The following is a 14497-nucleotide window of genomic DNA, read 5'->3' as shown; positions in this document are numbered from 1 at the left end:
TAAGTATTCTACAGCACCCATTCTCAGGACGCCGATTGAAATAACTCGACCAGCATCCTGTCATTTTCTCGGATGTAAGCGAACCGATCGCCGGAATTGTTGGGGACGGAGGACGGCGGCATGACGATTTCAACACCCTTAGCCGCCAGCGCGGCTATGGTCTCTTCCAAGTCATCGACAGTGAGCGCGAAATGGTTGACGCCACAGCGTTTCAGGAATGTTTCGATGTCTTCTCGCTCGCTTGCCTTCGGGGCAGCACCTTCGACTTGCAAGATTTCGAGCCGCGCTTCGCCGCGAACGAGCATGACCACCTGCGCGCCAGGCAGAGTGAAACTGTATTGGTGCTCGAACCCAAGCTTGTCTCGATACCAGTCAAGGCTACCCTGCAGGTCCTTGACAACCACACCGACATGATGAAGGCGACGGACGAAGTCTTCCATGTGATTTCCTCATTTAGTTTTTGTCGCTCCAGCTTTGGTTCGAGCCATCGCTGCTATGGTTGCTCCAGTAACAGCCCTGCCGGAAAGGACCGCCTTCATTGGGATTGCATGGCGTGGACGTTAGTCCTGCGTGGGCGAGCAGCATAGTTTTCCCAAACACGAAACGTTGTTGCAAAACGTAGAACGGTAGGCCGATCAAGGATGTCATGGCACATTCTGCGAAGCACGCGCTGGCCGCGATCCTGGTCACGGCGGCTGATACCGACGACCGCGTTGGCCGGCCCACAGCTTCAAAGATATCGTGGCGCTCCGGGCCACATAGCTCGGCGATAAGCCACGGATCCTGCGGGTCGACAAGCGGACCGGCCATGGCGCCGGGAAACCCACCGGCAAGGCGATCGACGAGATCGCCGACCCTTGGGCGTTCGCCGCGAATTGAGCCGGCCTCCACTCTACGATGGCGGATTGGCCGCTTGGCGGAGCAATCCCTCATCGTCAGCGCGGCAGTGCTGGGCGAGGAGATTCACGATCATCCGCGGGTGGAGCGACGACGAGCCCCCCGGCATATGGAAGATTGAGCGCCGTCATGCTATCGCACCCCCATCGACCGTCAGGACGGCACCCGTAATCAGGCTCGCAGCAGGACTTGCAAGAAAGACCACAACGTTCGCGATTTCGCGTGGCTCGCCGAAACGCCCCAGCGACGTGAGCTTCCGCTGGAAATCAGCGGCCGTACCGTCCGCCGGGTTTGCGTCGGTATCCACCGATCCGGGCTGCACAAGGTTTACGGTAATGCCGTTCGGACCAAGTTCGCGCGACAGCCCGCGGGTGAAAGAGGTGAGTGCTGCCTTGGACATCGCATAAGTCGTTACGCCCGGGAAGGGAACACGCTCTCCGAGACCCGATCCGATCGAGACGATGCGCCCGCCAGCGGAAAGATGCGGAATAACAGCCTTCGCGAACAGCACGGGCGCGCGTACATTGACGTCCATCAACGTTTGATACTCGGTCACGTCAAGGTCGGCGATCGTTCCGGAGTGGCCGATCGCCGCGCTGTTGACAAGAATATCGAGACCGCCAAGCGCTGTGACGGCACCGCTGACCGCGCGCGTGATCGCCTCCGGATCAGCACTATCGGCTTGAATCGCGACCGCGCGACGCACCGTCCTCTCGATGGATTTGGCCACCGTGTCAGCTTTCTCAGCCGAGCGTTGGTACGTAAACGCGACATCAGCACCGTTCTCGGCCAGAGCCAACGCGATCGCGGCCCCGATGCCCCGCGACCCTCCGGTTACCAATGCACGTTTATCTTTCAGATCAATCATTTTTCTTCCTTCTCTAGGTAGTCGATCCAAGCCCACGTGGTTTGCACGAGATGCGAAGGGTGCTCGACCGCGTATCCCGCTAACTTAATGTTCTCCAGTCACGACTCTTAGTATCGAGAAGTGCTGAACTGTGTTGCAAAGTGCGGAACGTCGGGCGAAGCCGAGGCGTCAAGCCCGCAGCTCACGGAGCAGACCTTCCAGGTTTCGCTCGCCGTCCTTGGTCTGTGCCCCTGCCTTAAGCCCGCCCCGGATGAGCTTCTCGGCCGCAGGACGTGCGAACAGCCCCGCCCAGGCGTCGTGCTCGCGACTGAAGCCTTCCCGCAGGTTTACGGGCGGCACCGCTTTTTTTGCGGCGGCGATGACGCCTTCGGGTAAAGCGGCGATATTGCGCGCCAACCGGTCGACGAAGCCATCAAGCTCCGAGGCAGGCAGTGCCCGGTTGATCCAGCCATAGCGTTCCGCCGTCGCCGCGTCGATGAGATCGGCGCCAAGGATCACTTCTAGTGCACGGCCGCGCGTCATCCGGCTGGACAGATATTGCGTGGCCCCGCCGCCCGGTGTGATGCCCATCAACGCTTCGCATTGGCCAAGCCCGGCTCGACCCTCGGCGGCAAATGTCATGTCTGCCGCAGCGACAAACTCGGCACCGCCCCCACGTGCCAGTCCGGCGAGTTTTACGATCGTTACCTGCGGCTGTTCGCGCAGAAGTTCGCCGAACGCCTGGAACGGGTTAAGGCCTTCAGGAGCCTCGCGAACCAAATCGTCGAAGGCGTGCGGTTCATCGATCAATGTCATGTCGACATGGGCGATGAAAAAATCCGGGTCTGCGCTCTGGAAAACCAGCACGCGCGTGTCAGGGTCATCGCGAATGGCGAGAAGAAAGCACCGCATCTCGCTCATCAAGGAGACATCGAGAACGTTTACCGGCGGATTGTCGATGGTGATCGTCGCAACACCGTCTGCCCGGGAAATCCGGAGGCGGCGGAAATCTGTGTCTGTCATATGTAAGGTCTCTGTTCTTCGGGAAATTCTGGTGCTGGTGTTTCGCGCCATTGATCCTAAAGTATTCATCAGATACCTAGCGTCAATTACGCACCTGAAGCATCCCAGGGATGCCGGAGGATACCGATGGATGAACCAAGAAGTGAAAATGACCCGGTTTACCGTGCCGACTGCCCGAGCCGGGTGATCCTCGACCAGATGGCCGACAAGTGGTCGATGATGGTGCTGGCGGTGCTCAGCGAGCCGCGTCGCTTCAATGCGATCAAACGCCGTCTCGATGGCGTCACCCAGCGTGTGCTGACCCAGACGCTGCGCAAACTGGAACGCAACGGCATGGTGACGCGCAGGGTTCTGGATGGACGCGTGCTCGGCGTCGAATATGCGCTGACGCCGCTTGGCAGGTCGCTGCAAGAGCCGTTCTCAATCCTGTTCGAATGGACCATTGAGAACATCGATGTGATACAGGACTGTCAGCGTAGTTTTGACGCACGCCAAGATCAGCCTGCGGTCTGAACGGTGGGCGGTGCGAACAGGAAGGTCACCTGGTCTCGAGCGCGGTTATTCGTCATTTTGACAACATACGGACGATCCACGTTGAAGGAAGGACAGAAGCGCCGATTTCTCCCAGCCGTTGCCTCGGATGGGACTTCCGTCCATATCTCCCCGAGCCTGATAATTTATGGTGCAACCATTCCACCACCAATCAGCGATGCAAAGACCTCGACGGCTTCCCTCTGATGCAAAGTCTGACGCACTACTGCCGACGAAAGCGCTTCTCCCGCGCCGACGAAGCCGATGCAACGCTTCTCTAATTCTTCTGCCGGGAGAGTGTCGAAGGGCATAAGGACTGCAGTGAACATCTGGACCGAGTTGTCGAGCAATTCCTTAAATACGACGGCTTTTTCCTCGCTCCCGGTTAAAGCTGCGCCGACGGTATGGAATTCATCCGTTACGTCAGCTGCGCAACCGATATAGGCTTCCGCCAGTAGACGAATGGTTTCCTCCAGACTCCGCGCACCGGCTGCCATCGCGGTTCGAAAGGCCTTCACCCGCTCCTCATCAATCCACCGGTAAAGCTCGATGAGCAGACCTGAACGGGTACCGAAATGTTCGTATGCCACTGGTTTCGAAATTCCGGCACGGGAGGCGAGATTACCCAGCGTCAGACGGTCTGCACCTTCATCGCGGACGATCAACAATGCAGTATCGAGCAGTTGCCGTCGTCTTTCTCCTTTCGAAAGCCTACGTGATGAGGTCCGTATGCCGACATGATTGGAAGTGCCTGTCACTGTGGGGTCCTTGCGTAACCTACTTTTAGTAGGTACAACAGCCTACCATTTGTAGGTTATCCCAGGTGAGGACATACGACAATGATTTCCCATCCTATTCTCCTGATGGGTGGCACGGGCGCGATCGGGCGTCTGACTGCCCGCGCGCTTCGCTCCGTTTACCCGGATGTTCCTTTATTGATCGGTGGGCGCGATCTGCTCAAAAGCCGCAGCGCCGCTGGTGAGATCGGGCGAGCAGAGGGCGTCTTGATCGACACGCATGCTGACGATCTCGGTCTCGGTGATCGCCAGATAAGTGCCGTTGCGATTTTTTACACTGACGAACGATTGGCTAGCCTGCGCTTCGCTCAAAGCCGCAGGGTACCACATCTGGGGATTTCTTCAGGCGTCTATGAAATTGCTCCCGAAGTTGCGACCTATATGCACGCGCCAGACGCCGCGGCAGTCGTCCTTGGCTATGAATGGCTGGTCGGCGCCACAACCGTTGCTACCCTCACATGCGCCAAACCATTTGCCCGACTTCACGAAATCAGGATCGGTGCCCTTGTCGATGAGCAGAATGGTGGCGGTCCAGCCGTCGCCGAGGATTTTGAGCGGCTGAACCGGATGATGCCCGCCGCCCTCACCCGTCGTGACGGCAGCTATATCTGGCGTAGTGAAGAAGACGCCAAGGCCGAGTTCCATGCAATCGATGGTACCAGAACAACTGCGACAGGCTTTTCGTCTATCGATGTTGCCGGCCTGGCGGCAGCAACCGGGGCGCCGAATGTACAGTTCAACATCGCGACCGGCGTGAGTACGTCCCGTCGCCGCGGCGAACCCAAGTCGACGGAGATCATCATCGAACTGGCTGGCGAGGGTCACGACGGACAGCCGCTTTACAACCGCTATGCAGTGTTTCACCCGGGCGGCGCTGCGCCCTTGACTGCACTAGGCGTCAGCATGATCCTTGAACGACTGATCGGGCTGGACGGTAATAGGCCGACCCCGGCAGGGCTGTATTTTCCTTTTCAGGTTCTCGATCACGCCACCTATCTCTCCCGGTTGCACGCGGAAGGCGGCAGCATTGTCCCTCTTGACGCTAGTTGACATAATTGCCGGACACGTGAGAAATTGTGTATAGACGCCGGCTCACGTCAGGCCCGGGACATAGAGATTGAACATGGTGGACGACATTCAGCCGTTCAATTATGAGACGTTTCCAACACGCGCTCCACGATTGCCATGAATCCGCACGCGGCTTCGCGTCATTCGGGCCTTAGTTTTCAAGGTGTGTCGAAAAGTCTTCAAAACACTCGACCAGCATCTCGGTGAGCACCCGTATCTTGCGTGCGGGGTGCTGTCCCGGCGGCCGGATCACATAGATGCCCAATTTGGGCGGCGGATAGTGCGTCATGACCGGGACCAACGCGCCGGAAGCCAGATGCTCCTTAATTAATTCGTCTGGGACACCGGCAAGACCAATTCCCGCAAGTGCTGCAGCCACAAGAGCCACGGCATTGTCGGCTTTGAATCGGCCCTGCGGCTTCAGCGTAATGATCTTATCCCCATCCATCGCCAGCCAGGTTTCAGTTCCCTGCATGACGACCTCATGCGTGAGGAATTCCTCTGGCGTTTCGGGTGAACCGTGCTTTTTGATGTAATCCGGTGTTGCAACATATTTGGCCGTCGTCCAGCCGACGCGTCTTGCAAGCATATTCGAGTCGGCAAGATGGCCAACCCTTATCGCGCAGTCGAACCCTTCTGCAATCAGGTCAACGAACCGATCCGCATAGCTGGTTTGAACCTGCAACTCCGGATGGCGCTGTGCCAGAGATGCGAGCACAGGGGCGAAGTGCGTTGGACCGAATGTGAGCGGAGCTGCTATTCTTAGTCGACCGCGAAGGTCGCCGGCGGGCAATATCGTCTCCTTGGCAATGTCGATCTCGGCGCAGGCTTTTGCAGCGTGTTCCCGGAAGGTGATCCCAGCCTCCGTAAGGGCGGCGCCGCGCGTCGTGCGGGCGAGCAACTGCACACCCAAATCCTTTTCAAGCCGAATAAGTCGCCGGCTGACCATCGACTTGGAAATGCCGAGCCGCCGCGCGGCTGGAGAAACCCCGCCAGTATCGGCAACTTCCACGAAGGTCCGCAGGTCTTCGATGTCCAAATCAACGTTCCTGTATTCACGAAAGATGAGTGCTCGAATCGCTCCGACCGTATCACAAATAGAAGGAACGGGGCCGGCCCTGGCGTTCCTCGTTTCGCGACACAGCTTCACGGGATCGGGCGCTACCGCATCATAAATGAAAATGACACTGTCCATCAAGGCGCCCTCAGAGGCAGTGCGCGCCTGCCGACTTCCCCACGCCTCAACATCAGCAAAGGATGCTTCCATGACCTTTCGTAACGGCCTTGATTCGCTTCTACGACCCGAAGATTCCGTTCTCGTTCTGATCGATCACCAGCCCTATCAGCTCGCAAATCTCAACAGCCACGACCCGCAAGCTGTGGTCAACAGCACGACCGCGCTGGCGAAGCTGGCAAAAGCCTTCGATGTTCCAACCATTCTGACCAGCGTGATCGCGGGGCGCGGCGGACTTCTCTTCAAGCAGATCACCGACGTGTTTCCCGGCCAGGAAGTCATCGATCGCACCTGGGTGAACACCTGGCAGGACGAGAATGTGGTGAACGTCGTCAAGGCGACGGGCCGCAAGCAGCTGATCATCGCCGGCCTGTGGACCGAGGTCTGCGTGGCGATGCCCGTCATCCAGGCAGCCGGCGAAGGCTGGGACGTGACCGTGATCACCGATGCATCGGGTGGGATTTCGAAGGAGTCTCACGAAGTTGCCATCCAGCGCATGATCGCCGCCGGCGCGAACCCGATGACCGTGATGGCGCTCGCTGGCGAATGGCAACGCGATTGGGCGCGCACCGGGCATGTCGAGCAGCTGACCGAGATACTCATCCAGCACTTCGCCGGCAGCGGCATCGCCTACCTCTGGGAGCAGCAGCTTCTCAATACGCCTGTGCCGGGCAAAACCGCCTGATCCCAACCGGCTATCGGGAAGGGGAAGGGCGCGTAACCGCAAGCGCCCTCCCCGTTGCATTCATCAACGCCGGTTGACAGCGAGGCGGAGTTTGCATCGATGCCGCAGGCCATTGTGAAACGGCACTGACGGTCGCAAAGGCGACGGCTATTCCGGTGAGAGATATTGGGTGCCGGAGCGGTTGAGCAGCGCCCTTCCCTCGCGGCCACCCCATCAACCAAAGAGTTTCGAAGGAGCCTTCATGGAAATTGGTATCGACAGTTTTGCCGCGATCCTTCCTGATCCGACGACGGGAAAGCTCCCTTCGGCGACCGACCGCATGGCCGATCTTCTTGAGGAAGTAGAGGTCGCCGACAGGGTCGGGCTCGACGTATTCGGCATCGGCGAACATCATCGCGCCGAATTCCTCGATTCCGCACCGGCGATCATACTTGCGGCAGCAGCGGCGCGCACCAGCCAGATTCGATTGACGAGCGCGGTAACGGTATTGAGCGCCGCCGACCCTGTAAGACTCTTCCAGGAGTTCGCGACCCTCGACCTGATTTCGAGAGGGCGCACCGAGCTTGTCGTCGGCCGTGGTTCGTTCGGCGAGGCCTTTCCGCTCTTCGGACTGGACACACGGGCATATGACGAACTCTTCGCCGAGAAGCTCGACCTGTTCCTGAAGCTTGGTGAGACAAGCAATCCCGTCTGGGAAGGCCAATTCCGCCCGGCGTTGAACGGCCATGGGGTCTTTCCGAGACCACACCAGCCGCGACTGCCATTATGGGTCGGCGTTGGCGGCACACCGCAGTCCTTCGCGCGCGCCGGTGCGCTCGGCCTCCCGCTGATGGTGGCGATCATTGGAGGAACGTTTGAACGGTTTCGCCCGCTCGTCGATCTCTATCGCGAGGCCGGCATACGCGCCGGACACGATCCCGAGAAGCTCAAGGTGGGTGTTCATGCCATGGGCTTCGTCGGCGATACCGACGCGGCGGCAAGGGACGCCTTCTTCCCGGGCTGGGCGCATCTGACGACCAAGGTCGGACGCGAACGCGGCTGGTCGCCCCCGACGCGTCAGCAGTTCGAAGACATGGCGGCCCCCCAAGGCGCCTTCCTGATCGGCGCCCCGGCGACGGTTGCCGAGAAGATGATCAAGGCCAGCAAGGCGCTGGGCGGTCTATCGCGCATCACCTTTCAGATGAGCACCGCCTCTCTGGAAACGGCGGCAATGAAACGCTCGATCGAGCTTCTCGGCACCGAGGTCGCGCCAATTGTAAGGGCTGCGGGAAAGATCTGATCGGGAAACGGAATCGAAGCGGGGTGGCCATATGGATATCGAGGATCTGCGGACATTCGTCGAAGTTGCTGATGCCTGCGGCGTTTCTCCCGCGGCCCGGCGGCTCGGGATATCGAAATCAATGGTCAGTCGCCGCCTTTTCCGGCTTGAGGACGCCCTGGGTATCCAGCTTCTTGCGCGAACGACCCGCGGTGCCGCACTGACGGAGGCCGGGGTTGTATTTCGGGAACATGCGGCGAAGGTTTGCGCCGAAATCGATGCGGCGAAAGACGAGATATTGCCAGTCGGTGATCTTCGCGGGCGCTTGCGGGTCGCCGTGCCACTGACATCGGGGCCGGTGCATTTTGCGCCCGTGCTTTCCCGGATGGCATGGCTTTATCCAAAGCTGCAAATACAGGCCGACTACAGTGATCGCTTCGTGGATTTGATCGCAGAGGGATTTGACTGTGCGATCCGGGTCGGCGCACTGCGTGATTCAAACCTGATCGCGAGGCGAGTTGGTCAGATCTATGGGCAGTTGGTCGCAAGCCCTGACTATATCAAGATGTACGGCTCACCGGAAAAACCGGATGAGATCAGCTCTCATCAGGCTTTGGTGGGAGCTGAAGCGTGGCGGTTCATGGATGGAGACAAAATCGTCACCGTGCAGCCACAGGGACGGTTCAAAACCGAAAACGGAATGGCACTTGCCAATGCAGCCGCGGCCGGGCTTGGCCTCGCATGGCTCCCAGACTGTGTCACGCGACATTATCTTGCTTCCGGCGCGCTCGTACCGGTCATGACCGCATATCCACTGCCCGTCGGCAATGTCCACGTCGTGCGCCCGCCCAGTCCGCATCCGGTACAAAAGGTGCGCGTCCTTTCAGAGTTGCTGATCGAAGCCTTCGAGCGAAATGCGCCTGTTTGGAGTGCAGGGACATGACGGCCTTCACTCGCACGCTGCTCATGTTTCGAATTGGCCTGTCGCGACAAACGATGGCTTACAGCCTGCAACTGAACGACGGGCTTATGCCACGACACCGAGGAGATGCTCTACCGGTCCGGACGCTGCGCCTGCAGCTCGTCGGCCTGGGTTGATCCAATGAAGCGACAAGAACATCCGCGTGCCGATGATCAACCAGAGAAGGCTTCAACGACGATTACTCACCATCGGGATGTGACAACCCGGTCTTCCCGTCCGAAAACCTAAGGAAAGCAAAGAAACCATGACGACGATTACAATGCAGGACGGCACCCGGATCTTCTACAAGGACTGGGGTTCGAAAGACGCGCAGCCCATCATGTTCCATCACGGCTGGCCGCTCAGCGCGGACGACTGGGACAACCAGATGCTGTTCTTCCTCGGCAAGGGCTACCGCGTCATCGCGCATGACCGGCGCGGTCATGGTCGCTCCGACCAGACCGATACAGGAAACGAGATGGCCACATACGCGTCCGACGTCGCGGAGCTCGTCCGGGAGCTCGATCTGAAAGAAGCGGTTCACGTCGGCCACTCGACCGGCGGCGGCGAGGTGATCCGTTATGTCGCTCGCAGCGAGCCGGGTCGTGTGTCGAAGGCCGTTCTGATCGGCGCGGTGCCGCCGATCATGCTGGCGACGCCGCGTTATCCCGGTGGCCTGCCGATGCAGGTGTTCGATGGATTTCGCGAAGCGCTACTGCGCAATCGCGCGCAGTTCTTCCTCGATGTCCCAACCGGCCCCTTCTACGGCTTCAACCGCGAAGGCGCCGAAGTTAGCGAAGGACTGATCCGCAACTGGTGGCGGCAGGGCATGATGGGCGGCGCAAAGGCCCACTACGACTGCATCGCCGCCTTCTCGGAGACGGACTTCACCGAAGACCTGAAGGCCGTTTCGCAGCCGGTTTTGCTGATGCACGGCGAAGACGATCAGGTGGTCCCGATCGACGCTTCGGCTCGCAAGGCGATCGACCTGCTGCCGAACGGTACGCTGAAGATCTATCCCGGCCTGTCCCACGGGCTGTTCGCCACGCATCCCGAGCTGATCAATGCCGATCTGCTGGCGTTTATCGAAGGCCGTGAAAAGGCATGAGCAATGGGGGGGCAGGCACCCTGCCGGGTGCCGCTTCCCAATATAAATCACGGGCGACGGCTTATCGTCGGCCGCCCCGTCGCCCTTCGATCATGAACAACGCAAAGCAGGAAAGGCACATAGATGGCTGAGGTAAGCCTGGGGCAAACGATTGGACCGGCAGTTGTCCTGATGGGAGCAGCTGTCATCGCTGTGCCGTTGTTCCGCCGGCTGGGGCTGGGATCGGTACTCGGCTACTTCGCCGCTGGCGTTCTTGTCGGGCCATCGGTTTTGGGCCTCTTCACAGACGCCCAGTCCATCCTCCACTTTTCAGAGCTTGGAGTGGTCATGTTCCTGTTCGTGATAGGACTGGAACTGCGCCCGAAGAAGTTATGGGCGATGCGGATCCAGATTTTCGGGCTGGGCCTCGCTCAGGTTTTCGCAGCCACAGCCGTCCTTACGCTGACAGGTGCGTTGCTCCTTGGCCTTTCCGCGATCGTCGCTTTCATCGCAGGAGCGGGCTTTGTCTTATCCTGAACTGCCGTCATCATATCGGTACTGCAGGATCGGGGGGAAATTTCGAGCGCAGAGGGACAGAAGTCGGTCGCTATCCTGTTGTTTGAGGATCTGATGATCGTACCGCTGCTGGCGGTGGTCGCGTTTCTCTCACCGCTCTCACATAGAGAGGCAGAATGGACTGACGCCTTCGTGGCCGTTGCGGCGCTGCTCGCGCTTCTCGGCGTATCCCGCTGGGGTCTTAATCCGTTCTTCGCATTGCTGGCCCGCACACACACCCGCGAAGTACTGACGGCAGGCGCGCTGCTCGTCGTACTCGGTGCAGCATTGCTGATGGATGCGGCCGGATTGTCGATGGCGATGGGTGCGTTCATTGCCGGAGTGATGCTCTCGAGTTCAAGCTACCGGCACCAGATCGAAAGCGATATCGAGCCGTTTCGCGGCTTGCTGATGGGACTTTTCTTTCTTGCGGTCGGCATGTCGCTGAACCTTTCGATCGTCGCGGACGAATGGCCGCTGCTGCTGGCGCTGCTGGGCGTGTTCACGGTCGCGAAAGGTGCCGTAGTCTATGCGGTCGCGCGTCTGTTCGGTGGCGCCAACCACCAGGCCCTGCATCGCACATCCATGTTCCTCCAGGGTGGCGAATTTGCCTTCGTCCTTTATGCGGCAGCAAGCTCAGGCGGTGTGATCGACACTCGGGAAAACGCGTTGTTTGCCACTGTCGTGATCCTGTCCATGGTGCTGACCCCGCTGCTCACAATAGCGACCGACCTTCTGCTTCGTAAGGAAGAGTCGATGGATGGCGTCGATCACGCTCGTGATCTCAAGGGGCGGGTCCTTGTCATCGGGTTCGGACGCTTCGGTCAGATCGCGTCACAAATACCTCTATCGCAGGGCGTCGAGCTTTCTGTCATCGACAGGGACCCTGACCGCATCCGCGATGCCGGACGGTATGGGTTCAAAGTCTTCTTCGGCGAGGGAACCCGGCTCGACACACTGCGACACTCCGGTGCGGGGGAAGCCGACGCAATCATGATCTGCGTAGACGATCCGAAGGCCGCGCTGAAGATCGTGGAACTGGCGCAACACGAGTTCACCCAAGCAAAGCTTCTTGTCCGCAGCTACGATCGTGACCACGCGATAGATCTGGTCCGCGCCGGCGTCGATTACCAGATTCGCGAAACGGTCGAATCCGCTTACCTATTGGGAGCCGAAGGTTTGCGGGCGTTGGGCTACGGGGAAGCCGATATTGAAGATGCCACAATCGACATTCGTCGGCGCGATGCCGAACGCCTGTCTGAGCAGGTTCATGGGGACATCATGTCGGGCAGCAACCGGCTGCTCCTTCAACCCGTGCAAAAGCCGCTCTGATGATCCGGATTGCTGCGAATGCTCCTGTGAGACTTCAGACATGAACCCGCAAGGGAAAATGAGGCGTTCCGGTATTGGGGCATTACAGCTCGCCGGCAAGAGGTTCCACGTCACTGATTCAGGCGCGCCTTCCCGCGTTGCGGGAGCGCCATCATGAGAATACTTCTCATTGAAGACGAGGTCGAGTTCGCCAAAGCCTTACGTAGCACGCTCGAACGCGACCGTTTCGTGGTTGATTGGGTAACGAGCCTGTCGCTCGCCAGTGAAGCGTCGCGGTCGCGCGTGCACGAACTCGTTCTGCTCGATCGCACGCTGCCCGATGGCGACGGCCTGAGCCTCATTCCGCAACTGCGGGTCAACACTCCGGGCGTCCCGATCATCGTGTTAAGCGCCCGCGGCGAACTGACCGACCGGGTGGCCGGCCTCGATGACGGCGCCGACGACTATCTGGTCAAACCTTTCGATCTGGAGGAAATGCTTGCCCGTATTCGCGCGGTTCAGCGCCGTCCGAACGACCTTGCGCCAGACGAGATCGTCATCGGCGACCTCGCGTTCGACATGGCCTATGGCGAAGCCAGGGTGCACGGCATGCGCCTGGGTTTACAGCGACGGGAAGTGAGGGTGCTCACCACACTGTTGCGCCGGCGTGGGCGCATCGTCGTGCGCGAGTCCCTTGAGGAAGCGGTCTACGGCTTCGACGACATGATCCAGTCGAATACACTCGATTCCCATATCTCACGGCTGCGTCGGAAACTCAGCGGTGCGGGCGCAGGCGTCGAAATCCATACTGTCAGAGGAGTGGGCTATCTGCTCAGGGAAAAGGATTGAAGCGCCGCCCGTCATCATTGAAGACACGCCTTGTTACCGGATACCTCGTCCTTCAATTTCTGGCGATCGCCGCCACCGCCGTCGGTTTCATCGTCTTTTTCATCAATTCCTCGCTCGACGGGATGTATGTCGAGGAGATCATCGTAAAAGTGGCCGCAGATTCGATCGTTCGTGATGCAACCGGAACCGCGGTTGTGGAAGTGACGCCGGAGCTGGCTAAACTTCGAAACGAAGCGCCGGCCATCTGGTTCGCGGCCCGGCTTGGCGACGGCAATACGGTTACCTTTGGCCGCGTGCCAGCGGAGTTCGCCTCCCTTGTTGACCACCTCGACAAACTGGCTTCCGCGGACATGCGCGGGCAGTTCGCACCATTCACCCTTTCCGCCATCGTGCGACAGGCATCCGGTCCCATAGGTGACATGAAGATCATCGCGCACGGTCGGGTCAGACCTTTCACAGCGCTGATCACGTTGGCGTCGAATATCGTCGCCATCACCATTTTCCTGACCCTGGCGCTCGTCTCCATCGTCGCGACGCCAATGATCGTCAAGTGCGCCCTGGCCGGCGTCATCAAGACCGCGGAGGAAGCGCAGGGGATCGATGCCGAACGTCGCGGTCTTCGCCTTTCCGAAGACAAGGTGCCGCGTGAAGTCGGCCCGTTGGTTCGCGCCTTCAATGAAGCTCTAGGTCGCCTTGATGAAGGCTATGATCGTCAGCACCGCTTCATCGCATCGGCAGCCCATGAGTTGAGGACGCCGATCGCAATATTGCGGATGAAGATCGACGCAGCGAAAGACAAAGGCATGCGTTCGCTTTTGCCGGATGTGTCTCGACTTGCGAACCTCTCGGAGCAACTACTCGATCTTCATAGATTGGACAATGGCACGCCGAGCGACCGGACCGACCTCGTCGTCCTCGCGCGCAGCGTCGCTGGAGACCTGGCGCCGATGCTGATCGCGTCGGGGAAAACAATCGAAGTTGTTGTCGTGCAACCCGGTTCGATCATGGGCAACGCCGGATCGATCGAACGTGTGCTCACCAATCTCATACAAAACGCGGTCGAGCACGGCGGCGACAAGGTCATTGTGCGGATCGGCGGAGCCGTGTTGGAGGTCGAGGATAACGGTCCTGGCATTCCGGGGGAGGAACATGAGCGTGTATTCGAGCCATTTCATCGGCTTCGACCGCGCTCATCCGGCACTGGCCTGGGTCTCGATCTGGTGAAGCAGGTCGTAATCCATCACCGCGGCAGCGTCACCATAGCAACGGCGTCCAGCGGGGGAACAATTATGCGGTTGAAATTTCCCGCGGTTCGGGACTGACCCCCAGCCAATGCTAAGGCAATGTTTCCATGCACAGCTAACCGGACGAAGCGATAAATCCGGCTGATGGTT

General features: G+C 59.4%; 13 protein-coding genes and 1 pseudogene. 9 read left to right on the top strand and 5 right to left on the bottom strand.

What is annotated here, in order from left to right; genetic code table 11:
- Positions 1–23: 23 nt before the first annotated feature.
- From ACQZ5F_RS18965 to ACQZ5F_RS18955, 3 genes are all read right to left on the bottom strand, one after another.
- Entirely contained in the window at positions 24–440 is a 417-nt protein-coding gene (locus tag ACQZ5F_RS18965) for a VOC family protein (protein ID WP_225337935.1), read from the bottom strand.
- A 584-nt stretch (positions 441–1024) separates the two neighbouring features.
- Positions 1025–1765 (bottom strand): SDR family NAD(P)-dependent oxidoreductase, encoded by a 741-nt coding sequence (locus ACQZ5F_RS18960; protein WP_225337936.1) that lies wholly within the window; start codon positions 1763–1765, stop codon positions 1025–1027.
- Between the two features lie 168 nt (positions 1766–1933).
- The gene (locus ACQZ5F_RS18955) at positions 1934–2818 is read right to left on the bottom strand and encodes an enoyl-CoA hydratase/isomerase family protein (protein ID WP_225337937.1); all 885 of its coding nucleotides are present in this window, start codon (positions 2816–2818) and stop codon (positions 1934–1936) included.
- A gap of 75 nt (positions 2819–2893) precedes the next feature.
- Here ACQZ5F_RS18955 and ACQZ5F_RS18950 point away from each other — a divergent pair, with 75 nt between their 5' ends.
- A complete protein-coding gene (locus ACQZ5F_RS18950; RefSeq protein ID WP_046802165.1) occupies positions 2894–3280 on the top strand; it encodes a winged helix-turn-helix transcriptional regulator in 387 nt (128 codons plus the stop codon).
- 164 nt (positions 3281–3444) lie between these two features.
- Here the strand turns inward: ACQZ5F_RS18950 and ACQZ5F_RS18945 are convergent, their stop codons facing one another.
- Complete coding sequence (locus tag ACQZ5F_RS18945) at positions 3445–4056, bottom strand: TetR/AcrR family transcriptional regulator (protein WP_200960466.1); 612 nt, start codon at positions 4054–4056, stop codon at positions 3445–3447.
- 81 nt (positions 4057–4137) lie between these two features.
- On the opposite strand from ACQZ5F_RS18945, the gene ACQZ5F_RS18940 reads away from it, so the two are divergent.
- Positions 4138–5145 (top strand): NAD(P)-dependent oxidoreductase, encoded by a 1008-nt coding sequence (locus tag ACQZ5F_RS18940; RefSeq protein ID WP_225337938.1) that lies wholly within the window; start codon positions 4138–4140, stop codon positions 5143–5145.
- Positions 5146–5314: 169 nt separating this feature from the next.
- Here ACQZ5F_RS18940 and ACQZ5F_RS18935 read toward each other — a convergent pair whose 3' ends face one another.
- Entirely contained in the window at positions 5315–6202 is an 888-nt protein-coding gene (locus ACQZ5F_RS18935) for a LysR family transcriptional regulator (protein ID WP_225337948.1), read from the bottom strand.
- Between the two features lie 226 nt (positions 6203–6428).
- Between ACQZ5F_RS18935 and ACQZ5F_RS18930 the strand changes: the two genes are divergently transcribed.
- The 7 genes and pseudogenes from ACQZ5F_RS18930 (at position 6429) to ACQZ5F_RS18900 (ending at position 14425) form a co-directional block, all read left to right on the top strand.
- Positions 6429–7082 carry a hydrolase gene (locus tag ACQZ5F_RS18930; protein WP_052818310.1) on the top strand — a complete coding sequence of 218 codons (654 nt, stop codon included), beginning with the start codon at positions 6429–6431 and terminating at the stop codon, positions 7080–7082.
- A gap of 241 nt (positions 7083–7323) precedes the next feature.
- A complete protein-coding gene (locus ACQZ5F_RS18925) occupies positions 7324–8361 on the top strand; it encodes an Atu2307/SP_0267 family LLM class monooxygenase (RefSeq protein ID WP_052818311.1) in 1038 nt (345 codons plus the stop codon).
- A 31-nt stretch (positions 8362–8392) separates the two neighbouring features.
- On the top strand, positions 8393–9283 hold the full coding sequence (locus ACQZ5F_RS18920; RefSeq protein ID WP_225337939.1) for a LysR family transcriptional regulator: 891 nt from the start codon (positions 8393–8395) through the stop codon (positions 9281–9283).
- 283 nt (positions 9284–9566) lie between these two features.
- Positions 9567–10409, top strand: a complete 843-nt coding sequence (locus ACQZ5F_RS18915; protein ID WP_225337940.1) for an alpha/beta fold hydrolase — start codon at positions 9567–9569, stop codon at positions 10407–10409.
- Positions 10410–10532: 123 nt separating this feature from the next.
- Positions 10533–12275 (top strand): annotated as a pseudogene (locus ACQZ5F_RS18910) (monovalent cation:proton antiporter-2 (CPA2) family protein).
- Positions 12276–12428: 153 nt separating this feature from the next.
- On the top strand, positions 12429–13103 hold the full coding sequence (locus tag ACQZ5F_RS18905; protein ID WP_225337942.1) for a response regulator transcription factor: 675 nt from the start codon (positions 12429–12431) through the stop codon (positions 13101–13103).
- Positions 13100–14425 (top strand): sensor histidine kinase, encoded by a 1326-nt coding sequence (locus ACQZ5F_RS18900; protein WP_225337943.1) that lies wholly within the window; start codon positions 13100–13102, stop codon positions 14423–14425. The genes ACQZ5F_RS18905 and ACQZ5F_RS18900 overlap by 4 nt, the downstream gene beginning before the upstream one ends.
- The last annotated feature ends 72 nt before the right edge of the window (positions 14426–14497 follow it).

It is taken from the genome of Agrobacterium sp. 22-210-1 (assembly GCF_053522525.1).
The sequence above is the reverse complement of the archived record's forward strand: the minus strand, read 5'-3'. Positions and strand labels throughout refer to the sequence as shown.